General features: G+C 73.9%; 25 protein-coding genes. 2 read left to right on the top strand and 23 right to left on the bottom strand.

The window, feature by feature from the left end:
• Nucleotides 1-26: 26 nt before the first annotated feature.
• The 23 genes from fliL to LG324_RS05095 all read right to left on the bottom strand — a co-directional run bounded on the left by fliL (nucleotide 27) and on the right by LG324_RS05095 (nucleotide 19,948).
• On the bottom strand, nucleotides 27-497 hold the full coding sequence (gene fliL / locus LG324_RS05205; RefSeq protein ID WP_030528545.1) for a flagellar basal body-associated protein FliL: 471 nt from the start codon (nucleotides 495-497) through the stop codon (nucleotides 27-29).
• Complete coding sequence (locus LG324_RS05200) at nucleotides 494-1,378, bottom strand: flagellar motor protein MotB (protein ID WP_404352309.1); 885 nt, start codon at nucleotides 1,376-1,378, stop codon at nucleotides 494-496. The genes fliL and LG324_RS05200 overlap by 4 nt, the downstream gene beginning before the upstream one ends.
• Complete coding sequence (locus LG324_RS05195) at nucleotides 1,375-2,142, bottom strand: motility protein A (RefSeq protein ID WP_404352308.1); 768 nt, start codon at nucleotides 2,140-2,142, stop codon at nucleotides 1,375-1,377. Before LG324_RS05195 ends, LG324_RS05200 begins: the two co-directional genes overlap by 4 nt.
• Before the next feature lie 3 nt (nucleotides 2,143-2,145).
• The gene (locus LG324_RS05190) at nucleotides 2,146-2,646 is read right to left on the bottom strand and encodes a flagellar FlbD family protein (RefSeq protein ID WP_404352307.1); all 501 of its coding nucleotides are present in this window, start codon (nucleotides 2,644-2,646) and stop codon (nucleotides 2,146-2,148) included.
• A gap of 14 nt (nucleotides 2,647-2,660) precedes the next feature.
• Nucleotides 2,661-3,887, bottom strand: a complete 1,227-nt coding sequence (locus tag LG324_RS05185; RefSeq protein WP_404352305.1) for a flagellar hook protein FlgE — start codon at nucleotides 3,885-3,887, stop codon at nucleotides 2,661-2,663.
• Nucleotides 3,888-3,934: 47 nt separating this feature from the next.
• A complete protein-coding gene (locus LG324_RS05180; RefSeq protein WP_030528540.1) occupies nucleotides 3,935-4,366 on the bottom strand; it encodes a flagellar hook assembly protein FlgD in 432 nt (143 codons plus the stop codon).
• A gap of 5 nt (nucleotides 4,367-4,371) precedes the next feature.
• Nucleotides 4,372-5,793, bottom strand: coding sequence for a flagellar hook-length control protein FliK (locus LG324_RS05175; RefSeq protein ID WP_404352304.1), 1,422 nt, complete (start codon nucleotides 5,791-5,793; stop codon nucleotides 4,372-4,374).
• Entirely contained in the window at nucleotides 5,793-6,800 is a 1,008-nt protein-coding gene (locus LG324_RS05170; protein WP_404352303.1) for a transglycosylase SLT domain-containing protein, read from the bottom strand. Before LG324_RS05170 ends, LG324_RS05175 begins: the two co-directional genes overlap by 1 nt.
• A complete protein-coding gene (locus LG324_RS05165) occupies nucleotides 6,797-7,234 on the bottom strand; it encodes a hypothetical protein (RefSeq protein ID WP_030528537.1) in 438 nt (145 codons plus the stop codon). Before LG324_RS05165 ends, LG324_RS05170 begins: the two co-directional genes overlap by 4 nt.
• Nucleotides 7,231-8,532, bottom strand: coding sequence for a FliI/YscN family ATPase (locus LG324_RS05160; protein WP_404352302.1), 1,302 nt, complete (start codon nucleotides 8,530-8,532; stop codon nucleotides 7,231-7,233). Before LG324_RS05160 ends, LG324_RS05165 begins: the two co-directional genes overlap by 4 nt.
• Nucleotides 8,529-9,185 (bottom strand): FliH/SctL family protein, encoded by a 657-nt coding sequence (locus LG324_RS05155; protein WP_404352301.1) that lies wholly within the window; start codon nucleotides 9,183-9,185, stop codon nucleotides 8,529-8,531. Before LG324_RS05155 ends, LG324_RS05160 begins: the two co-directional genes overlap by 4 nt.
• Nucleotides 9,169-10,185 carry a flagellar motor switch protein FliG gene (fliG, locus tag LG324_RS05150; protein WP_245616144.1) on the bottom strand — a complete coding sequence of 339 codons (1,017 nt, stop codon included), beginning with the start codon at nucleotides 10,183-10,185 and terminating at the stop codon, nucleotides 9,169-9,171. The genes LG324_RS05155 and fliG overlap by 17 nt, the downstream gene beginning before the upstream one ends.
• The gene (fliF, locus tag LG324_RS05145; protein ID WP_030528533.1) at nucleotides 10,182-11,762 is read right to left on the bottom strand and encodes a flagellar basal-body MS-ring/collar protein FliF; all 1,581 of its coding nucleotides are present in this window, start codon (nucleotides 11,760-11,762) and stop codon (nucleotides 10,182-10,184) included. The genes fliG and fliF overlap by 4 nt, the downstream gene beginning before the upstream one ends.
• A complete protein-coding gene (gene fliE / locus LG324_RS05140; RefSeq protein ID WP_030528532.1) occupies nucleotides 11,759-12,055 on the bottom strand; it encodes a flagellar hook-basal body complex protein FliE in 297 nt (98 codons plus the stop codon). Before fliE ends, fliF begins: the two co-directional genes overlap by 4 nt.
• On the bottom strand, nucleotides 12,055-12,447 hold the full coding sequence (locus LG324_RS05135; protein WP_030528531.1) for a flagellar basal body rod protein FlgC: 393 nt from the start codon (nucleotides 12,445-12,447) through the stop codon (nucleotides 12,055-12,057). The genes fliE and LG324_RS05135 overlap by 1 nt, the downstream gene beginning before the upstream one ends.
• Nucleotides 12,447-12,803: a flagellar basal body rod protein FlgB gene (locus LG324_RS05130; protein WP_404352300.1), complete on the bottom strand. Its 357-nt coding sequence runs from the start codon at nucleotides 12,801-12,803 to the stop codon at nucleotides 12,447-12,449. Before LG324_RS05130 ends, LG324_RS05135 begins: the two co-directional genes overlap by 1 nt.
• A gap of 318 nt (nucleotides 12,804-13,121) precedes the next feature.
• On the bottom strand, nucleotides 13,122-14,021 hold the full coding sequence (gene flgL, locus LG324_RS05125; RefSeq protein ID WP_030528529.1) for a flagellar hook-associated protein FlgL: 900 nt from the start codon (nucleotides 14,019-14,021) through the stop codon (nucleotides 13,122-13,124).
• Between the two features lie 37 nt (nucleotides 14,022-14,058).
• Entirely contained in the window at nucleotides 14,059-15,429 is a 1,371-nt protein-coding gene (gene flgK / locus LG324_RS05120; RefSeq protein ID WP_404352299.1) for a flagellar hook-associated protein FlgK, read from the bottom strand.
• A 1-nt stretch (nucleotide 15,430) separates the two neighbouring features.
• A complete protein-coding gene (locus tag LG324_RS05115; RefSeq protein WP_404352298.1) occupies nucleotides 15,431-15,745 on the bottom strand; it encodes a hypothetical protein in 315 nt (104 codons plus the stop codon).
• Nucleotides 15,742-16,125, bottom strand: a complete 384-nt coding sequence (gene fliS, locus LG324_RS05110; protein WP_030528526.1) for a flagellar export chaperone FliS — start codon at nucleotides 16,123-16,125, stop codon at nucleotides 15,742-15,744. Before fliS ends, LG324_RS05115 begins: the two co-directional genes overlap by 4 nt.
• A gap of 16 nt (nucleotides 16,126-16,141) precedes the next feature.
• Nucleotides 16,142-18,007, bottom strand: coding sequence for a flagellar filament capping protein FliD (gene fliD, locus LG324_RS05105; protein WP_404352297.1), 1,866 nt, complete (start codon nucleotides 18,005-18,007; stop codon nucleotides 16,142-16,144).
• A 92-nt stretch (nucleotides 18,008-18,099) separates the two neighbouring features.
• A complete protein-coding gene (locus LG324_RS05100) occupies nucleotides 18,100-18,927 on the bottom strand; it encodes a flagellin (protein ID WP_404352296.1) in 828 nt (275 codons plus the stop codon).
• 157 nt (nucleotides 18,928-19,084) lie between these two features.
• Entirely contained in the window at nucleotides 19,085-19,948 is an 864-nt protein-coding gene (locus LG324_RS05095; protein WP_404352295.1) for a sigma-70 family RNA polymerase sigma factor, read from the bottom strand.
• Nucleotides 19,949-20,197: 249 nt separating this feature from the next.
• On the opposite strand from LG324_RS05095, the gene flgN reads away from it, so the two are divergent.
• Both flgN and fliW read left to right on the top strand, forming a co-directional pair.
• Nucleotides 20,198-20,710, top strand: coding sequence for a flagellar export chaperone FlgN (flgN, locus tag LG324_RS05090; protein WP_051750517.1), 513 nt, complete (start codon nucleotides 20,198-20,200; stop codon nucleotides 20,708-20,710).
• Nucleotides 20,711-20,718: 8 nt separating this feature from the next.
• Complete coding sequence (fliW, locus tag LG324_RS05085) at nucleotides 20,719-21,123, top strand: flagellar assembly protein FliW (RefSeq protein WP_207024437.1); 405 nt, start codon at nucleotides 20,719-20,721, stop codon at nucleotides 21,121-21,123.
• Nucleotides 21,124-21,137 lie beyond the last annotated feature (14 nt).

Here is a 21,137-nt window from a genome sequence, read left to right as displayed (position 1 = left end):
CCCGAAGGCCGAGGGTCAGTGCAGGGTCACTGCATGACCAGCTCCGTCACGTAGACGTCCATCACGTCGCCGTCGTAACGCTTCTTGATCTCCTTCTCGAGCGTCTTGATGGCCGCCTCCTTGGTCTTCGGCTGCAGCATCTGCTCGTAGGTGCGCTGGCCGAGGATGGTGATGGCGGCGTCGCGCGCCTTGGCACCGTTGACGCCCTCCTTGCCGGCGGCGGCCTGGGCCTCCTCGGTGACCTCGAGCGAGAGGCCCATCTTGAGGTAGCGGCCGTCGGCGAGGTTGAGGGTCAGGGGGTCGAGGTCGACGACGACGCCGGGGGTCGGCTCGGGCTTGGGCGCCTCGGCCCCCTCGGCCGACGAGGGCTTGAGGAAGAACCAGTACCCGGCGCCGGCCATGACGAGGGCCACGACGACGGCGATGAGCATCATCGGCTTCTTCTTCTCCGGCGCGGCGGCGGCGGCCGCGGCGGCGGGGACGGTGGCGGTGCTCATCGGGAGCCTCCTGAGGTGGCGGTGGCGCTGGTCGAGGTGGAGGAGGTGGCGCCGGTCGTCGCGGCGTGGACCACGACGGCGACCCGGCGGTTGCGGGCCCGGCCGGCGTCGGTCGTGTTGCTCGCGAGCGGGCGCTGGTCGGCGTACCCGGCGGCGGAGAGCTGCTTGCCGCGGACGCCGGAGGCGATGAGGTACTCGAGCACCGTCGTCGCGCGGGAGGTGGACAGCTCCCAGTTGGAGCGGTAGAAGCTCGCGACCGGCACGTCGTCGGTGTGGCCCTCGATGGTCATCGTGTTCGACAGCTGGCGCAGCGTCGGGGCCATCGCGGTGAGGACCTTGCGCCCGCCGTCGCGCAGCGTCGCCTGGCCCGGGTCGAAGAGCACCCGGTCGGAGACGATGTCGACGACGAGCCCGTCGTCACGCACCTCGAAGTGCGCGGCGTTGGCCATCCCCTGGGCAGCGAGCGCCTTGGTGATCTTCTGCCGGACCGCGGTCAGCTGGTCGCGGGAGGCCTGCTTGGCCTTCTCGTCGACCGGCACGCAGGTCTGCGACTTGCCGGGGGCCGACGCGATGTCGTTCGTCACCTGCGGCGCGATCGGCGCGATCGCCTGGATGGCCGAGTCGACCGAGGTGCCGTCGAGGACGCCGTTGGTGTGGTTCGTGATCTGCGGGGCGCCGAAGGACTCCTGCAGGCCCGAGGAGAGCTGGAGGAGCTTCTGCTGGTCGACCTGGCTGATCGCGAAGAGGACGATGAACAGCGCCATGAGCAGCGTGATCATGTCGGCGTAGCTGAGGAGCCAGCGCTCGGCGTTCTCGTGACCGCCCTCGTGCTCCTCCTCGTGGCCCTTGCGACGCTTGCCGCCGGGCCCGGGGCCGCTCACGCCGCGTCCTGGAGCGGGGCGTCACCGGCGATGACGGCGCGCAGCCGCTTCTCGACGACGCGCGGGCTCGTGCCGGCCTGGATCGACATGATGCCCTCGAGCACCATCTCGAGGTGCAGGGCCTCGGCCTCGCTGATCCGCTTGAGCTTGCTCGAGAGCGGCAGCCACATGACGTTCGCCGTCATGACGCCCCAGAGCGTCGCGACGAAGGCGCCGGCGATGAGTTGGCCGAGCTCCTCGGGGGCGTCGAGGTTGCTCAGGACGTGGATGAGGCCGATGACGGTGCCGATGATGCCGATGGTCGGCGCGTACCCGCCCATGTCGGCGAAGAACTTGATGCCGAGCTGGTCGGCCTTCTTGCGCGTCTTGATGCGGGCGGCGAGGACGTCGTAGATCTCGTCGGCGTCGGTGCCGTCGACCGTCATCTCCAGGCCCTCGCGCAGGAACGGGTCCTCGGCGCTGCGGGCCTTCTCCTCGAGGGCGAGCAGGCCCTCGCGTCGGGCGATGTCGGCGAGGCCGATGAGCTCGGTCACGGCGTCGGCGCTCTTCGGGGCGGAGGTCGTGAAGGCCTTGACCGTCTGCTTGAGGATCGAGGAGACGTCGGAGAGGAAGCCACCGGCGACGGCGGCGCCGATGCTGCCGAGGAAGACGAGGATGATCGGCGGGATGAGGATGATCGAGGTGGGCGAGGCGCCCTCCATGATCAGCGAGACGATGACCGCCACGAAGACGAGGACGATCCCACCGATGGTCGCGAGCTCCATGGCTCAGTCCTCCAGGCCGCGGACGGCACGGAGGGCCACGCGGCCGGCGCCGGGACGGGACCCGGGCTGGCCGGTGCCGGACTCCTCGGCGGCGTGCAGGACCGAGGCGCGCGACTCGCGCATGATCGAGACGACCTCGTCGAGGGTCTCCTGCACGACGTAGCGCGAGCCGGTGACGAGCAGGACGATGGTGTCCGGGGTCTCGTCGACGCGCTCGACGAGGTCGGGGTTGATCCCGAAGCGCGTGCCGTTGCGGCGGGTGAGGATGATCATGGGGCCGGGTCCGTCCTGGGTGTGCTGGATGCGCCGTCCGTGGCGCGTCGGGGTTCCCATCGGCAGCCGGGCCCAGGACTTGAGGTCCGGGCGGGTACCGACGAGGGGGATCGCGGGGGCGAGCGGGCCGTCCGCGGGGTCGTGCGAGGGGTCGTGCGTGCCGTCGCCCGACGGGCACGCCAGCGGGCCCGCCCCCGAGGGGGGCGGGCCCGCCGAGGGACCGTCGGTCATCGACCGGCTCCGGCTCAGCGCTTGAGGTTGACGAGGTCCTGGAGGATCTCGTCGGAGGCGCTGACGACGCGGGAGTTGGCCTGGAAGCCGCGCTGGATCATCACGAGGTTGGTGAACTCCTGCGCGAGGTCGACGTTGCTCATCTCGAGGCGGCCGGCCGCGATGGACCCGCGCCCGCCCGATCCCGGCACACCGATGGCCGGCTGGCCGGAGGCGGCGGAGACGCGGTAGGAGGTGTCGCCGGCCTTCTCGAGGCCCTCGGGGTTGCCGAAGTACGCGAGGGCGACCATGCCGAGGGACTGGGTGCGGCCGTTGGAGAACGAGCCGGTGATGACGCCGTCGGCGCCGACGCCCCAGCTCTGCAGCTGGCCGGCCGAGGAGCCGTCCTGGCCCCGCAGGGTCGCCGTGCTGGCGCCGGCGTACTGCGTGAGCGGCGTGCCGTCGCCGGCGAGGTTGACCGCGACGTCGCCGGCGAAGACGAAGCCCGCGGAGGCGAGCGCCCCGTTGGTCATCGTCACGGTCTCGGGCGTGAAGGACATCGTCGTGGAGTCCCACGCGAGGTTGGCCGACCCGACGGTCGCGGTGCTGCCGGCCGAGTTGGTCACCGTGGCGACGGCGGACCAGGTGTCCGTGCCGGTCTTGGTGTAGGTCAGCGTGACCGGGATGCTGCGGCCGGTCTGGTCGAAGACGTCGATGCCGTTGACGACCGTCGCGCCGACCGCGGCGTCGGCGGAGAGGTTGCCGCCCGCGTCGACCGCCTGCGTCGGGGTCGGCGCCATGATGAGGCCGGTCGGCACGCGCAGGCCGGTCATCGAGGTGCCGGTGTTGATCTGGCCGTCGACCGCCAGCCAGCCCTGCACGACACCGCCGTTGGGCGAGGTGAGGTTGCCCTGGTCGTCGAGCGAGAAACCGCCGGAGCGGGTGTACACCTGCGAGCCGGCCTGCTGGACGATGAAGAACCCGTCGCCGGAGATCATCAGGTCGCTCGGGCGGTTGGTCGTCTGGGCGCTGCCCTGGCTGAAGTTCGTCGCGACACCCGCGACCTGGACGCCGAGGCCGACCTGGGCCGGGTTGACGCCGCCACCGCCGGCGCGCAGCGCCTGGCTGAGGGTGTCCTGGAACTGCGTCTGGCTGGACTTGAAGCCCGCGGTGTTGACGTTGGCGATGTTGTTGCCGATGACGTCCATCGCGGTCTGGTGGCTGCGCATGCCGGTGACGGCGGAGAAGAGCGAACGGAGCATGGTGGGGGTCCTTCGGGGTCGGTGGTGCGAGGTCGGGGCGGCGCGGCTCAGGCCGTGCCGTGCTGGCTGACGCGGGAGACGACGGAGAGGGGGACCTCGGCGCTGCCGACGACGAGGAGCGGTCCGGTGGAGTCGAGCTTGACGGCCTGCACCACACCGGACTTGGTGACGCCGTCGACGGTCCAGCTGACGTCCTTGCCGACGAGGGCGAGGGCGCTCAGGCTGTTCTGGCCGCCGATCATGGCGGCGTTCTGGGACACGAGCTGGTTCATGCTCTCGACCATCTGCATCTGCGCGGTCTGGGCCATGAAGGCGGAGCTGTCGACCGGCTTGCTCGGGTCCTGGTACTTCAGCTGCGCGACGAGCAGCTTGAGGAAGGCGCCGGAGTCGATCGAGCTCTTGTTTGAGCTCGTCGCGGCCGTCGAGCCGGCGGCGGCCGCCTGCCCCGCGGCGGCGGCGCCGGTGGGGATCGTGGTCATCGGGTTCACATCCTCAGGTCGAGTCGGGAGTCGGTGTGCTGCAGGGGTGCCGGCGTCGGAGCCACGAGCGGCGGCGCCGGGCCGTGGCGGACGGTCGCGTGCCCGCTCGGGCGCGGCTGCCGCAGGTCCTGCGCGTCGGCGCCGTTCCGGCCGGGGGTGCTGCCGGTGCCCACGTCGAGGCTCGTGGCCCGCAGGCCGGACTCCTCGAGGCGGGCCTTCAGCTCGGTGAGGCCGTCGCGCAGCGCGTCCCGCGTGCCGGTCTCGGCGGCGGTCAGGTGCATCCGCACCTCGTCGCCGCTCACCGAGAGGCGCACGTGCACGGCGCCGAGGCCGTCGGGGTCGAGGCGGATGGTCAGCTCGTGGCTGCCGTCGGCGCCCGTGAGGAGCGGACCCACGGCGGTGAGGACCTGGGTGTGCGCCGGCTGCGGGACGGGCGCGGCGGCCGGGGTGGCCGCCGTGGCCGTCGCGCCGGTGACGGGCGCCGGCGCCGCGAGGGCGGGAGCCACCACGGTCGGCGCCGGGGTGGTGTCGGGCGTGCTCGCGACGGCCGTCGTCAGGGCCTCGTGCACCGCGGCGTGGGCGGGCGCGGGGACGTCGGTCGCGGCCGGGGCGGGCGCACCGGTCGTCGGGGCACCGGTCGTCGGCGCCGAGGCGGCGTCGCCGGTGGCACCCTCCGGTGCGGGCGCGCCGGCCGGGGCCGGGGTCGCGGGCGTGGTGGCGGGAGCGCTCGTCGGGGCCGCCGCGTCGGTGGCGGTGGTGGCGGTCGCGGTGGTGGCGGTCGCGGAACCCGGGGTCGCGGTGGCCGCGGCGTCCGTGGTCGGGACGGTCGCGCCGGAGGTCGTCGTGCCCCCGGTCGTGGTTCCGTGGGTCGCCGTGCCGTCGCTCGTCGGGTCCTGGACCGTCGTGGCAGCGGTCGTCGTGGACGCGCCGGCCGGGGCGGCGCCGGCGGTCGTCGCCACGGTGTCGACCGGGGCCTGGTCCGGGGTGGCGGCCACCGGGGCGCCGACGACGACCGGGAGGACGAGACCCGCGGGCGGGGAGGCCGGGGCGGGCACGGCCGTCGTCGCCGTGACCTCGGAGGCGGTGGGGTCGACCGCAGGGGTCGCGGCGACGTCGGCGGAGTCGGTGGTGTCGGCGGCGGCGGCGACCGGACGGTCCGCTCCCCCGTCGTCCGGGGTGGTGCGGGCGGACGGACCGTCGGTGGCGTGCTCGCCGCGGACGTGGGCCGGCTTCACCTCGGCGGGTCGCCGCTCGCGCGGGTCGGCGGGGTCGACGCGGTCGCCGGTGCGCGCGGGCGCCGCCTCGTCGGAGGCGGAGCCGGAGCGGGCCGCGAGCACGGCCGCGAAGCCGTCGTCGGACGCGGCGGGCCGCCCGGGACGCGACGCGCCCGGCTGCGGCGCGACGGTCGGCGTGACGACGAGGGACATCAGCTCACCCCCAGGGTGCCGAGGACTCGGCGGACGTACTGCTGGGTCTCCGCGTACGGCGGGATGCCGCCGTAGCGCTGCACGGCACCGGCCCCGGCGTTGTAGGCCGCGACCGCGAGGTCGAGCCGGCCGAAGCGCGCGAGGTCGCGCTTGAGCATCCGGGCCGCACCGTCGACGGCCTGGGCCGGGTCGAACGGGTCGACGCCGAGGCCGCGCGCGGTGGCCGGCATCAGCTGCATGAGGCCCTGGGCGCCGGCGCCGCTGACCGCCCGCGGGTTGTACCCGCTCTCGGCCTTGGCGACCGCGTCGAGCAGGCCGGCCGGGAGGCCGTAGCGCGCCGTCGCGGCCGAGAACAGCTGGTGGAGGCCGGCGGGCGCACCGCTGCCGGAGAGGGCCGCGACACCACCGGTGGCGGCGGCGGGGCCGGTGGCGGAGACGCCCTCCGCGACGGTCGGGCCGATCCGGCGGATGGCCGTCGGCGTCTTGTAGACGTCCTGGATCTTCACGACGTCCCCGCGCTTGGGAGCGGCGATCATCTTGCCGTCGCCGACGTAGATCGCGATGTGCGTGACCGGGGAGTTGAAGGCGAGCAGGTCGCCGGGCTGCGCGTGGGCGAGGTCCGGGACCGCCGTGCCCTGCCGCGCCTGGTCGGCCGCGACCCGGGGGAGCTCGACGCCGACCTCGCGGTAGGCGAGCTGGACCAGGCCCGAGCAGTCGAGGCCCTTCGGCGTGGTGCCGCCCCAGACGTAGGGGACGCCGAGGTACTTCTTGGCCGCGGCCACCGCGCGCGAGCCGGTGTCGGAGCCACCGACGGACGAGCCGCCGGCGAGGTCGGTGCCGCCCTCGACACCCTCGAGCGCGGCGCCGTAGACGGAGTCGAAGGACGACGCCCCGGTGATGGCGGCCGCCGTCTGGGTGCGGGCGCCGCCGGAGACGGAGGCGATCGCGCCCTGGATGGCGGCCATCCGGGCGAAGGCGGCGGCGGGGCCGGAGGTCTCGACGCTCATCCCTCGTCCTCCGTCCGGCGGCCGCGCACCGACTCCTCGGCGGTCTGCTCGTCGGCCGCGAGGACCTCGAGGCGCTGCTCCTCGGCCGCGCGCTCGACGAGCCGCTCGAGGCCCGAGGTGCGCGTGCGGGCCTCGGTGAGCAGGGCGCGAGCGCGGTCGGTCTCGCCCTCGGCGAGGGCCTGCTCGCGCACGGCGTGGGCCACGCCGTCGGCCCGGCGGGTCTCGGCGGCGCGCGTCCCGAGGAAGGTCGCGAGGTCGACCGGCACGCCGACGCCGCAGACGTCGCGCGCGCCGTAGCGGGCCGCGGCCTCGGCGGCGGCCTCGGCGGCGCGCCCCTGCGCGGCGGCGGCGCGGGCGAGGTCGCCGCGGCGCTGCTCCTCCTGGATGGTGCGGACGCGCAGCACGGTCTTCAGGCGCTCGGTGCGGGTGCTCACAGCGCACCCGCCAGGCTCGAGAGGGCGGCCCAGCTGTCGCGGGCGCCGGTCACGTCGTCGAGGTCCTGGCGCAGGAAGGCGTCGATGGCGCCGCTCTGCGCGAGGGCGCGGTCGACGAGCGGGTTGGTGCCGGCGACGTAGGCGCCGATCTCGACGAGGTCCTTGGCGTCGCGGCGCGCGGCGAGGAGGCTGCGCAGGGTGTCGGCGGCGGCGCGCTGCTGCGGGTCGGTGAGGGCGCGGTTGGCGCGCGAGACCGACTCGAGGACGTCGATGCACGGGTAGTGGCCGGCGGTCGCGAGGCGGCGGTCGAGCACGACGTGGCCGTCGAGGATGGAGCGCACGGCGTCGGCGACGGGGTCGTTCATGTCGTCGCCCTCGACGAGCACCGTGTAGAGGCCGGTGATGCTGCCGCGCTCGGCGGTGCCGGCGCGCTCGAGCAGCCGCGGCAGGATGCCGAAGACCGACGGCGGGTAGCCGCGGGTCGTCGGGGGCTCGCCGGCGGCGAGGCCGACCTCGCGCTGGGCCATCGCGACGCGTGTGACGCTGTCCATCGCGAGGAGGACGTCGCGACCCTGGTCGCGGAACCACTCGGCGATCCGGGTCGCGGTGAACGCCGCGTGCAGGCGCACGAGTGCCGGCTCGTCGGAGGTCGCCACGACGACGACGGCGCGGGCCAGGCCCTCGGGGCCGAGGTCGTGCTCGACGAACTCGCGCACCTCGCGGCCGCGCTCGCCGACGAGCGCGAGGACCGTGACCGGGGCGTCGGTGCCGCGGACGATCATCGACAGCAGGCTCGACTTGCCGACGCCCGAGCCGGCGAAGATGCCCATGCGCTGGCCGCGGCCGCACGGGATGAGCGTGTCGAAGGCGCGGATGCCGAGGCCGAGCTGGGTGTTGATGCGCTCGCGCGTCATCGCCGGCGGCGGGGTGCCGTCGGTGCCGACCCACTGGACGTCGGTCAGCGCCGGGCCGCCGTCGATCGGCTGGCCGAGCGCGTTGACGACGCGGCCGACGAGGCCGTCTCCGACCGGCACGCGCAGCGGACCGCCGGTGGCCTCGACGCGGTCGCCGACGCGGACGCCGCGCAGCTCGCCGACCGGCATGCAGCGGGCGGTGCCGTCGTCGAGGGCGACGACCTCGGCGAGGATCGAGCCGCGCTCCCCCACGACGCGCACGGCCTCGCCGACGGCGACGTCGAGGCCGCTGACCTCGAGGCCGACGCCGACGGCGCGGGTGACCCGGCCGGTGACCCGGGGGCGGGCCGCGGCGACGAGCTCGTCGTGGAGGGTGGTCGTCATCGCGCGAGCACCTCGCGGACGCGGGTGAGGGCCGAGGAGAGCTGCGCGTCGACGGTGCGGTCGCCGACGTCGGCGAGGCAGCCGCCGCGCTCGACGGCGGGGTCGGCGACGAGCTCGAGGACGGAGGTGGGGGCGAGAGCGCCGAGGTCCTCGGCGGAGGCGGCGAGCAGCTCGGCGTCGTCCGGGTTGAGGCGGAAGAGGACGGTGCCGCCGCGCGGCACCTCGGTGAGCGCCCGGGCGACGGCGTCGCGGGCAGCGCAGCCGTCGACCTCGAGGTGGTGGCCGACGAGCGCCTCGGCGATGTCGACGGCGAGGGCCGCGGCGGTGGTGAGGACGTCACGGACGGTGAGCCCGGCGACGGCGTCCTCGGCGGCGCGGCCGATGCCGGCGAGCGCCGCGGTGACGCGGCGGGCCTGCTCGGCGCGCTCGGCGGCGGTGGCGGCCTCGGCGCGCTCCAGCCAGGCGAGCTGCTCGGCGGCGGCCTCGCGCCGGCCGGCGGCGATCCCGGCCTCGCGGCCCTCGAGCCACTCGGCGGGGATGCCGACGCCGGCGGGGTCGCCGGCGGGCGCGAGCTGACGGCCGAAGCTCGCCGGGCGCAGCTCGTCCGCGCCGCGCAGGAGGGTGGTCGGGCGGAGGTCAGTGGACGAGGTCATCGCTGCCTCCCGCCCGGGACATGACGATCTCGCCGGCCTCCTCGAGGGCACGGATGCCCTTGACGACGGCGGAGCGGGCCTCCTCGACCTGGGCCGTGCGGACCGGGCCGAGCACCTCGACCTCTTCCTGGAGGGCGGCCGCGGAGCGCTCGGACATGTTGCGGAACACCTTGTCCCGCACCGCCGGCGGCGCACCCTTGAGGGCGAGCGCGAGCTCCTTGGCGTCGACCTGGCGCAGGACGAGCTGGATCGTCCGGTCGTCGAGGTCGACGATGTCGGTGAAGGCGAACATCTTCGAGCGCAGGTCCTCGGCGAGGGTGGGGTCGCGCTCCTCGATGCCGAGGAGGATGGCGCGCTCGGTCTCGCGCTGCGAGCGGTTCATGATGCCGACGAGGGGGTCGAGGCCGCCGACGGTCACGTGGTCGCGGGCGTCGCCGAGGGTCGCGAGGCTGCGGACGAGGTGCGACTCGACGACCCGGACGACCTCGGGGCTCGTCTTGTCCATCGTCGCGAGGCGGTGGGCGACGTCGGCGCGGACCGCGTCGGCCAGGCCGGACAGGACGAGGGCCGCCTGCTCGCTCGAGAGGTGCCCGAGCACGAGGGCGATGGTCTGCGGGTGCTCGTCCTCGAGGAACGGACGCAGCAGGGCGCCGTCGACCGTGCGCAGCGACGCGAACGGGGCGTGCGTGATGGCCGTGGAGAGCCGCCCGAGGATCTCGCGCGACTGCTCGTGCTCGGCCTTGACGAGCATCTCCTCGGCGATGTCGAAGCCACCGCGGGTGCGCTGCTTGCTGACCCGCACCATCTCGTGGAACTCGGCGAGGACGGCCTCGCGCGAGTCCTCGTCGGCGACGTCCATCGCGGCGACCTCGGCCATGAGGGCCTCGATCTCCTCCGGGCGCAGCGAGCGCAGCACCGGCGCCGACTGGTCCGGGCCGAGCTGGATGAGCAGCAGGGCCGCCTTGCGGATGCCGCTCATCGGCTGGGCGGTGACGGTCACTTCGCCCCCTCCGAGATCCAGCCGCGCAGCAGGCGGGCCACGTCGTCGGGGTTGTCGCGGGCCATCGACTCGACGGCGCCGGAGCCGGCGGTGACGAGCTGGGTCTCCGCGGGCATCGGCAGGGCGGCGCGGGCCTCGGCCATCTCGAGGACGGCGTCGGCGGGGGCCGGGCCCTCGGGCACGCGGTAGTACTCGATCTCCTCGGGCTCGGCGTCGCCCTTGCGGCGGCGGCTGCGGAGGAAGCCGAAGACGAGGGCCAGGAGGACGAGGAGCGCGAGCCCGCCGGTCTTGGCGAGGTCGATCATGTTCTGCTGCTTGGCGTCCGCGGCGGCGGCCTCGAGCTCCTTCTGCGCGGCGGCGGCCGCGGAGGTGTCGAAGGGCAGCGAGGTGACCTCGACGAGGTCGCCGCGCTTGGGGTCGAGGCCGGCGGCCGCGGTGACGAGGCGGGTGATGTCGTTGGAGCTGACCGAGGCCGAGGCGGCGGAGTCCAGGAGGACCGCGACGGACATCCGCTCGACCTTGCCCGGGGTGCTCTTGACCGACTCCTTGAGGGTGCCGAGCGCGTTGGTCTGGCTGGTCTCGGTCTTCGAGTACGACCCCGTGCCACCGGCTCCCGTGGTCGTCGTGCCGCCGAGCACACCGCCGGCGGGGGCGCCGGTGCCGGTGTAGGTCTCCTTGGAGGTCTGCAGCTGCGTGGTGGTCTGCGGCTTGGTCGGGATGTAGGTCTCGCGGTCGGTCTGCTGGGCGTCGAAGTTGAGGGTGGCGTCGACGCGGACGACGGCCTTGCCCGGGCCGACGACCTTGTCGAGCATCGACTGGAGGTTGGCGGCGGCGGCGTCCGAGACGGCGCGCTGCTGGGTCTGGCGGGCGTCGCTGCCCCCGGCGCCGGTGCCGTTGCCGCCGGCGCTGAGGACCTGGCCGGTCGCGTCCGAGACGGTGACGTCGGCCGCGGCGAGCTTCGGCACGGAGCCGGAGACGAGGTTGACGATCGAGTCGACGGCGCCCGTCGAGAGGGTCTTGCCGGGGGCGGTCTTGACGAGGACCGAGGCGGTGGGCTTCGTCGCGTCGGAGGTGAAGACGTCCTCCTGGGGGACCGCGAGGTGGACGACGGCCGACTGCACGCCGTCGAGCGCCTGGACGGTCTTGGCCAGCTCGCCCTCGAGCGCGCGCTGGTAGGTGACCTTCTGCTGGAAGTCGCTGCTCGTCATGCTCTGCTGGTCCAGGAGCGAGTAGCCGGTCGCGCCCTCGCCGCCGCCCGCCGGCAGGCCCTGGCCCGCGAGCGAGATGCGCTGCTGGTAGACCTGCGCCTGCGGCACGAGGACGGTCTGGCCGCCGTCGGCGAGCTGGTAGGGCGTCCCCGCGTCGGTGAGCGCGGAGGTGACGGCGCCGGCGTCCGAGGCGCTGAGGCCGGTGAACAGGGGCGCGTAGGCCGGCGTGGAGACCCAGCGGACGAAGAAGAACCCACCGATGGCCACCCCGAGGACCGCGACGAGCGCGACCATCTTCTGGCCGGAGGTGAGGTCGGAGAACATCTTCCCGCCGCGCGCGAGGAGGGCCTTGGGGTCCGGGCCGGTCATACGGGCATCCTCATGATCTCGGTGAAGGCCTCGACGGCCTTGTTGCGGACGGCGACCGTCAGCTGGGTGGCGACGGCGGCCTGGTTGGCGGCGATCGTGTAGTCGTGGACGTCGCTCAGCTGGCCGGTGACGGCCTCGACGGCCTTGGTGTCACTGACCTTCTGGAGCTGGTCGAGCTTCTCGAGGCCCTGGGTGACGGCGTCGCCGAACCCGGCGGCCTGGGGGCCGGCGGCGCGCTGGGTCGCCCCGACGGGGGGCAGCGCGCCGAGCGAGGAGATCGGGCTGATGCTCATCAGCGGCCCAGCCCGATCGCCTGCTGGTAGGCGGCCTGGGCACGCTCGACCGTCGCGAGGTTCGCCTGGTAGCCGCGCTGCGACATGATCAGCTGGGTCATCTGCTCGCCGAGGTCGACGTCGGGGGCGCGGACGAAGCCCTGCGCGTCGGCCATGGGGTTGCTCGGGTCGTGGATGAGCCGGCCCTGCGCCGAGGAGAGCTGGATGCCGGCGACGTCGACGCCCGTGCCGTTGCCCCGGGACTGGGCGACGACGTAGCGCGCCTGGAAGGCGTTCTCGCTCGTCGGACGGACGGTGTTGACGTTGGCGATGTTGTCGGAGATCGCGTCGAGCCAGGTGCGGTGCAGCAGGAGACCGCTGCCCGCGGTGTTCATCGCACCGAAGAGGGCCATCACGCACCGCCGATCGCGTTGCGCAGGCGCTGGAAGCGGTCGGTCATCGCCTGGACGCCGAGCTGGTAGGACAGGCCGGTCTCGGTGGCGGCGAGGGTCTCCTCGTCGAGGTTGACGTTGTTGCCGTTGAGGCCGGCGGGGTCGGAGGACGCCATCGTGCGGATGGCGGACGAGCCGGTGTCGCCGCCGGAGGCCCACGCGGAGGCGAGGCTGCTCTCGAAGTCGACGCGCTGCGCGGTGTACCCGGGGGTCTGGAGGTTCGCGATGTTGTCCGCGATCGTGCGCTGGCGCACCGACAGACCGGTGAGCGCCCGGCCCAGAGCACGGAACGTGCTGTCGCCGACGAGGTCGATCATGGTTCTCCTGGAGGCGTCACGCACCATCCGCGAACGGTGGTGCGTCGGGTACGCCGCGCGTCCCTGGCGGCTGACGGCCATCCATGACCGACTGCCCCATCGGCGTCCCCCCGGGTGACTTGAGGCGCCAACCGCGGTGTGGCCGAACGGCCGAGTCACGTTCCGACGCTCGGCCGGACCTCCCCGGTCGGCTTGCGCGGAGCCCCTCCCGGTGCCTCACCTTTTCGGGGTCACCCCGAAATGTCCACGAGACCCCGGAACCGTTCCCTTGTCTCGTGCACTTTTCGGGGTCACCCCGAAATGTGCACCGGGCCGGGGTCAGCGCAGGAAGTCGAGGATCGACGGCTGGACGACCTTGGCCGTCGCCTGGAGCGCCGCCTGGTAGGCGGTCTGCTGCACGCTGAGGTCGGTCAGCGCCTTCGCGAGGTCGATGCCCTCGACGGTCGACAGCTGCACCGACGCGCGGGTCGCCGCGGTCTCGCTGACGCTGCGGACCGACTCCAGCCGCGTCGTGCGCGACCCGATGATGCTCTGGCTCGTGCGCAGCGTCGAGCTCGCGGCGTCGAGGTCGCTCAGGCCCTGCTCCATCGCCGTCTTGTCGCCGCTGCGCAGCGCGTCGGAGAGCCGCTGCAGGATGCCGGCCCCGGCCGGGTCGCTCGGGTCGGCGAAGAGGGTCGAGAAGGCCTGCGGTCCCACGATGCTGACCTCCAGCCGGTCCGGACCCGTCGTGATGCGGCGCTCGACCGCGGTCGTGTTGCCGAGGTAGGCCCCGTTGCTCGCGTAGGCGTTCTCGGTGTCCTGCGTGCCGGCGAAGACCGCGCGGCCGAGGTAGCGGGTGTTGGCGACGTCGAGCAGGCTCGAGCGCAGCTGGTCGAGCTCGGCGGCCATCGCCGCGCGCTCGTCGGTGCTGTTGGTGTCGTTGGTCCCCGCGAGCACGAGCTGGCGCGCGCGCTGCAGCAGGGGGCCGCTCTGCATGAGGGCGGAGTCCGCGCTGGCCAGCCAGCCGGCGCCGTCGTCCATCGCGCGCTGCAGCTGCTCGTTGCGCAGGCTCTCGGAGCGCAGCGACATCGCGGTCGCGGTGTCGGTCGGCGAGTCCGACGGCTTGCCGAGGCGCTTGCCCGAGCTGATCTGGTCCTGGGTCGCCTGCAGGCGCGCGAGGCTGGCCTGCAGCGACGAGACGACCTGCTGGCGGGTGGCGCTGGGCGTGACGCGGTTCATCGCGGTGCTCCGGGGACGGGCGAGGCGTCGGACATGGTCATCGTGCCATCTGCATGAGCGTGTTGAGCGTCTCGTCGACGGCGCTGATGAAGCGCGCGGCCGCCTCGTAGGCGTGCTGGAAGCCCATGAGCGAGACCATCTCCTCGTCGACGCTCACGCTCGAGACCCCGAGCCGGGCCGACTCGGCCTGGCCGGCGAGCGCGGTCTGGACGTCGGCCCGCCGCGAGGCACCCTGCACCTGGACGCCGATGGAGACGACGAGGTCGCGGTAGGTGGCGTCGGGGCCGGACTGCAGCTCCGAGAGGGCCGACATCCCGTCGGCGTTCTTGCCGTCGCTGGCGGGCGGCGGCGCGGAGGAAGCGGCCACCCCCGCCGCGGTGAGCGGCGCGAGGCGCAGCGACGCCGCGGAGGTGCCGGCGAAGAACGGGGCCCCGGCCGCGCCGGTCGCGTCGTAGCCCGCGGCCTGCTGGGCGTTGACCGTGCTCGCGAGCGACGCGGCGACGGCGTCGAGGCGCGACATGACGGTCGGGATCGTGCTGTCCAGCGTCGTGAGCATCCCACCGATCTCGCCGGCGCCGACCGTGGCCGGGGTGCCGCTGGCCGCCCACACGACCGAGACCGGGCTCGCGCCCCCGGGGCCGGTGGACGGGCCGGACACGGCGAGGCTGCTGACGTGCGCGCCGGAGACGAGCACCGAGCCGCCGACCGTCAGCGTCATCGTGCCGTCCTCCATCGGCTGCGCGATGGCACCGACGACGTCGCCGAGCTGGCCGATGAGCTGGCCGCGGCGGTCCTCGAGCTCGGAGGTGTTGACGCCCGCGACCTTCGAGGCGCGGATGGCGTCGTTGAGGTCACCCACGTCCTGGGCGAGCCGGTTGACGCGGTCGACCGAGGAGCTGAGCGCCTCGCGGGTGCCGCCCCACTGGGTCGAGAGCCGGCCGGCGAGCTCGCGGAACTGGGAGGCGAGGCGGCCGCCCTCCTCGAGCACGCTCGTGCGGGCCGCGCTGCTCTCCGGGTCGGTCGCGAGGTCGCCCCACGTGCTCCAGAACTCGGCCATGCCGGCCTGCAGCCCGGTGTCGCCCGGCTCGCCGAAGGCGGACTCGACCATCGAGTAGCCGTTGGCGACCTGGGTGGCCGCCGTCGCGGCGCCGCGGGTCTGCTGCGCACGCACCTCGAGGAGCTGGTCCTGGATGCGGGTCGTGCCGAGCACGACGACGCCCTCGCCGATCGCCGGGATGCGCCCGAACATCGACGGCACGTCGGTGCTGGACGCGGCGGCCTGGTCGATGCGCTGGCGCGTGTAGCCGGGCGTGTTGACGTTGCTGATGTTCTGGCCGGCGATCTCGAGTCCGCGCTGGGCGGCCTGGAGGGCGCTCAGGCCCATGCCGAGGGAGGAGGCGCTGGACATCTCAGGCCCTCGCGTCGACGTAGGCCGGCGTCTGCCGGACGGGGGTGGTGTGCGGGCGGCGCTCGTCGGCACCGAGGGCACGGACCGTGGCGGCCATCCGCTCGCCGATCTCGGCCTCGAGCGCGCGCGTGCGCTCGAGCGCGGCGGTGGCGCGGGAGGCGAGCCGCTCCGGCAGCGGGCCGGTGGCGCGCGGCGAGCGGCCGAGCACCTCCGCGAGGTCGACGAGGTCCCCCGAGCGCACGGCGTGCTCGGCGCGCGCGAGGTCGCCCTCGACCGCGTCGAGTGCGTCGTCCCAGGAGAGGTCGGCGACGGTCACGACGCCTCCGCGGTGGCCGAGACGGTCGTGAAGGCCTCGCGCAGCGGCTCGACGAGCTCGAGCACCTCGGCCACGAGCTCGTGCGACTTCGTCGCGTTGGCCCGGACGAGGCGCTCGACGACGTAGTCGTAGAGGGCGGCCAGGCCGCGACCCTCGGGCCACATCTCGAGGTCGAGCGAGGTCGAGAGCTCGGTGACGACGTCCTGCGCGTGCCGCAGCGCGTGGTGCGAACCCTGGATGTCGCGCTTCTCGATGGCGATCATCGCGAGGTGAAGGTCCTTGACGAGCCGGTCGAAGAGCAGCACGACGAGGCGGCTCGGGGAGGCCGTCGTCACGGAGTCGCTCTGGTAGAGGCGGCGCAGGGTGGCGGTGGTGGTCACGTCGTCGTCTCCTGGCTCAGTTCGAGCTCGAGTTGGTCGGGAGGGTCTTCAGCTGGCCGGTCAGCCAGTCGCCCTGGGACTTGACGGTCCCGAGGAGGGACTCCAGGGCGGCGTACTGCCGCTTGAGGGTGTCCTCGCGCAGCGACATCCGCGTCTCGAAGGACGCGATCTGGTTCGTGTAGTCGCGGATCCGGCCCTGCTCGGACTTCACCGCGTTGGTGATCGAGCCCTTGAGCGGGTCGGCGGCCTGCTGGGCGACGTCGGCGATGCTCGACGCCATCTTCGTGAGGTTGGCCGTCACCTTGGCCGGGTCCTTGGCGTACGCGGCGAGGAAGGCCGTCCTGTCGAGGGCGATCTTGCCGTCGCGTCCGACGGTGATGCCGGCGGCGGAGGGCTGCGAGGCGGAGCCGCCGACCGCGGCGTCGGTGACCCGGCGCACGATGTTCTGGGTCAGCGAGTTGCCCAGCAGCACACCGGCGGTCTTGGTGTCGCCGTTGAAGCCGGAGCGCGCGCCGATGAACGAGATGGCGGCGTTCGCCGCGTCGACGAGGGCCTGCATCTTGTCCGCGATGCCGGAGGAGTCACCGGCGACGGTCACGGTGACCGGCGTCGTCGGGTCGGCCTTCGTCGCGGTGATGGTCGTCCCCGGGAGCAGTCCGGTGACGTCCTTGCTCGCCGAGCGGACGTCGAAGGCGCCCGGGCCGGTGCCGACGCGCAGCACCGTGTCGGTCGGGGTCTGGAGCTCGACGAGGTCGCCGAGGCCGCTCGCCCCGAACGCGCCGGCCGAGACCATGACGTCGGACGCGGCGCCCGTGGTCGACGAGGTGAGCTGGAGCTTGTAGGCGGCGTCGCCGACCTTGATGGTCGTGCCGGAGAGGCCGAGCGACGAGGAGGTCGCGGCCGAGGCGACCTGGGCGATGTTCGACCCCGCCGCGAGGCCGAGGTCCGCGAGGGTCGCGGTGCCGGCCCGCAGGCCGCCCGCGAGCGACAGCTGCACGGAGTCCGTGCCCGCCCCGGCGAGCGTGACGGTGGAGCCGGGGCCGAGGTCGCTGAGCGTCGTCGCGACGCCGTCTATCTCGACGACGCCGTCGGTGCCGTGGGCGGTCGTGGTCGTGTCGGTGAGGCCGAGCGCGGGGTCGGCGGAGACGACCTGGAGCGAGGCGGCGCTGCCCTCGCGGGTGGTGGCCAGGCGCAGCGCACCGTCGTCGCCGGCGGTCGCGGTGAGGCCGCCGCCGGCCGCGCGCGTCACCTCGGCCGCGAGCTGCGACGGGGTGTAGGTGCCGGCGGCGATGCTGATGCTCTGGGGGCCGGACCCGAGGTCGACGACGAGCTGGGCGCCGGAGCCGATGGTCACGGTCGAGCCGAGGGGGACGCCGGAGAGGGTGGCGCCACCCGAGGCCTGGGTCACCTTGACGGTGTGGGACCCGGCCGCGAGCGTCGTGCCCGCGAGGAGGGCGGAGGCGCCGAGCGCCCCGAGGCCCTTCGCGGCGACGACCGGGCCGGCGGTGACGGCGGTGGAGGTCGAGGCGACCGACCCCTTCGAGACCGCGGACCCGGCGGAGGCGACGCTCGACACCGTGAAGGTCGTGGTCCCCGACAGGGCCGTGCCGTCGGTGACGACGGAGACGGCGCTCGGCGCGGAGGAGGTGGAGGTCGTGGTCGTCCAGCCCGAGGTCTTGAGGAGCGGGTCGGGGACGAAGAACTTCGCGGCGTCGCGCAGGGACAGCATCTGCGTGTTGAGCGACTGGAGGACGCTGACCATCGTCTGGCTGGCGGTCTTGCCCTTCGTCAGGCCCGCGCCCGACTGCCGCTCGACGGTCATCAGCTGGCTGATGATCTGCGTCGTGTTGAGGCCGGAGATCAGCCCGTCGACTCCCGCCATGGTCCTGTTCCTTCCTCGCTGGTGGTGCTGACCGTTCGCCCGGGTCCGTGCGAGAGCCGGACCCGGGCGACGGTGTCAGTCAGTGCTCAGGCTCAGCCGAGGAGCTTGAGGACGGACTGCGGGGCGCTGTTCGCCTGGGCGAGCATCGAGACGCCGGCCTGGGAGAGGATCTGGCTCCGGCTGAAGGAGCTCATCTCCTTCGCCATGTCGGTGTCACGGATGCGCGACTCGGCGGCGGCCGCGTTCTCCGACGCGACGCTCAGGCTGTTGATGGTGTGCTGCAGACGGTTCTGCACCGCACCGAGGTCGGCCCGGTTGCCCGAGACGGTCTTGATGGCGGCGTCGATCGCGGTGAGCGCGGTCGCCGCGCCGGCCGAGGTCGACACGTCCAGGGTGTCGGTGCCGAGGGTCGTCGTGTCGGCCTGCGCGAACGCGACGTCGACGGTCTGGCCGCTGTTGGCGCCGATCTGGAACGTGAAGGTGCCGGCGGTGCCACCGGTGCCGTCGAGGAGGTTCTGCCCGTTGAACTGGGTGGTGTTGGCGATGCGGTCGAGCTCGTCGTTGAGGGCGGTCACCTCGCTCTGGATGGCGAGGCGGTCGTCCGCGGTGTTCGTGTCGTTGCCCGACTGGACCGCCAGCTGGCGCATGCGCTGGAGGATCGAGTGCGTCTCGTTGAGCGCACCCTCAGCCGTCTGGACGAGGGAGATCGCGTCCTGGGCGTTGGACGTGGCCTGGGAGAGACCGTTGGTCTGGGCGCGCAGCTTCTCGCTGATCGCCAGGCCGGCGGCGTCGTCCGCGGCGCGGTTGATGCGCAGACCCGAGGACAGGCGCTCGAGGCTGGTGTTCATCGAGCTCTGGGTGGAGCTGAGGTGCCGGTAGGCGTTCAGAGCGGCGACGTTGGTGTTGACCTGCAGACCCATGATGTTTCCTCCTTGGATGGGGTCTCGGACCGCCGTCCGTGGCGATCCGTGCCGCTCCCAGTCGGGGCGGCACACCCCTCATCGGCGGCGCCGTGAGGGACTTGAGGGCCCCGGCGAACTTTTTCCGCCGAGACCGTTCAGGGGTGGTGCGCGGGCGTCAGCCCGCGAACCGGACGCCGGCCGGGCGGCCGGCGACGGAGCCCCGCTGCGCCATGGAGGCGCGCTGGGCGATGTCGGCGTAGTAGCCCGCGCGGCGGCGGGCGGCGGCGGTCGTCGCGGCGGCCGCGGCGGCGGGGCGCTCCTCGCCGTGCGTGGCGCGCATCCCGTCGCGGAGCATCCCGAGGGCCTCCGTGCGCAGCTGCGAGACACGGGACTCGGTGACCCCGAGCTCCTCGGCGACGTCCTTGAGGAGCCGGTCCTCGAAGAACGTGGCCTGGACGACGATGCGCAGCCGCTCGGGCAGTGCCGCGACCGCGGCCGAGAGGTAGCTCTCGCGCTCGCGCTGGACCACGACGTCCTCGGGGGTGCGCTCGTCGCGCGGCAGGGCCGCGTCCGCGACCCCGGCGTCGACGAGCGAGTCGAGGCGGACGACGACCGAGCGGTGCACCGCCTCGGAGACCTGGCGCACGGCCTCGACCCCGACGCCGAGGCGGTCGGCGAGCTCGCGCTCTGCCGGCTCACGGCCCAGCTCGGAGGTCATCGCGCCCCGGACGGCGTCGAGCTCGCGGGCCCGGGTGCGGACCGAGCGCGTCGCCCAGTCCATCGAGCGCAGCTCGTCGAGGAGGGCTCCCTTGATGCGGGTCGCCGCGTAGCGGCCGAACGGCACGCCCCGGTTCGCGTCGAACGACTCGGCGGCCGACGCGAGGGCGAAGAGGCCGGCCGACGTCAGGTCGTCGGTCGCCACGTGGGAGGGGAGGCGGGCGCTGAGGGCGCGCACCTCGTAGGTGACGATCGGGAGGTGCTCGCGGCAGAGCGCGTCCACGTCGTGACGGGGGGCCGCAGGGGAGGCCGTGGTGGTCATGGGTCCACTGTCGAGGGACGTCCGGGCATGTCGCCAGCCGTAGAAGGCTCCGGGGCCGACTTCGATCCCTTCGGCCACCGGGGGCGTCTCCGACCGGTCACCGGGGGTCGTCCGAACGGCCGGTTGTCGTGCCGATCCGCGCCTGCGCCACGCGTGCGCGCGCGCGTGGCAGACTGGCTGGAGCACCCAGAGCCGGATCCGTGCCGCGGAGCCGCTCAAGTCCGCCCCGCCCGACCCGATGAGGACACCGTGCCCGACAGCCAGACCGACATCGCCGCCGCCTGCGCGGACCTGTCCGAGTCGCTGTGGCGCACCCGCGAGCTGCTCGACGTGCTCGCCTACCGCATCGAGGTCCAGCGGGCCCTCGTCGAGACCGCGCGCTCCGGCTGGCTCGCCCGCTCGACCCGCGAGGTCGACGACACCATCGCGACGATCCGCTCCTCGGAGCTCGCACGCTCGGTCGACCTCCTCCCCCTGACCGAGGCCCTCGGCTTGTCCCCGCAGGCCAGCCTGCGCGAGCTGGCCGAGGCCGTGCCGGCGCCCTGGGACCAGGTGCTCGCCGAGCACCGGCACGCCCTGGGCGAGGCCACCGCCGCGCTCCTCCAGGCGGCCCTCGCCAACCGCGAGCTGCTCGCCTCGAGCGCGCAGGCCATCGAGGAGGCGCTCTCGCGCTTCCACGGAGCCGGCGCCGGCTCCACCTACACCGCCAGCGGACGGCGTGACCGGGACACCGCCGGGCGCCTCTTCGACGAGACCACGTGAGGGACCGGATGACCCAGCAGACCCAGGAGGCGGACCTCGACGTCCGTCGGATCCACCTGCCCGAGGGCCTCGTGGGCTTCCCCGCCACCGAGTACGAGGTGCGGGCGGTCGCCACCGGGCTGTTCGACCTCGCCCCCGTCGGGGACGCCGGCCCGAGCTTCGTCACCGCCGACGCGGCCGCGTTCTTCCCCGACTACCACCCCGAGATCGACGACGCGACGGCCGACCGGCTGCACCTGAGCACCGCCGAGGACGCCCTCGTCCTCGTCGTCGTGACGATCGCCGAAGACATCACCCGCTCGACGGCCAACCTCCTCGCCCCCCTCGTCGTCAACACCCGCACCTCCGACGCCGAGCAGGTCGTCCTCACCGGGCAGGACCTCCCCCTGCGGGCGCCCCTGGTGGCCGCATGACCGGCGCCGGGCTG

Origin of the sequence: Phycicoccus jejuensis (assembly GCF_044797865.1) — a bacterium.
Classification (GTDB): domain Bacteria; phylum Actinomycetota; class Actinomycetes; order Actinomycetales; family Dermatophilaceae; genus Phycicoccus; species Phycicoccus jejuensis.
The sequence above is the reverse complement of the archived record's forward strand: the minus strand, read 5'-3'. Positions and strand labels throughout refer to the sequence as shown.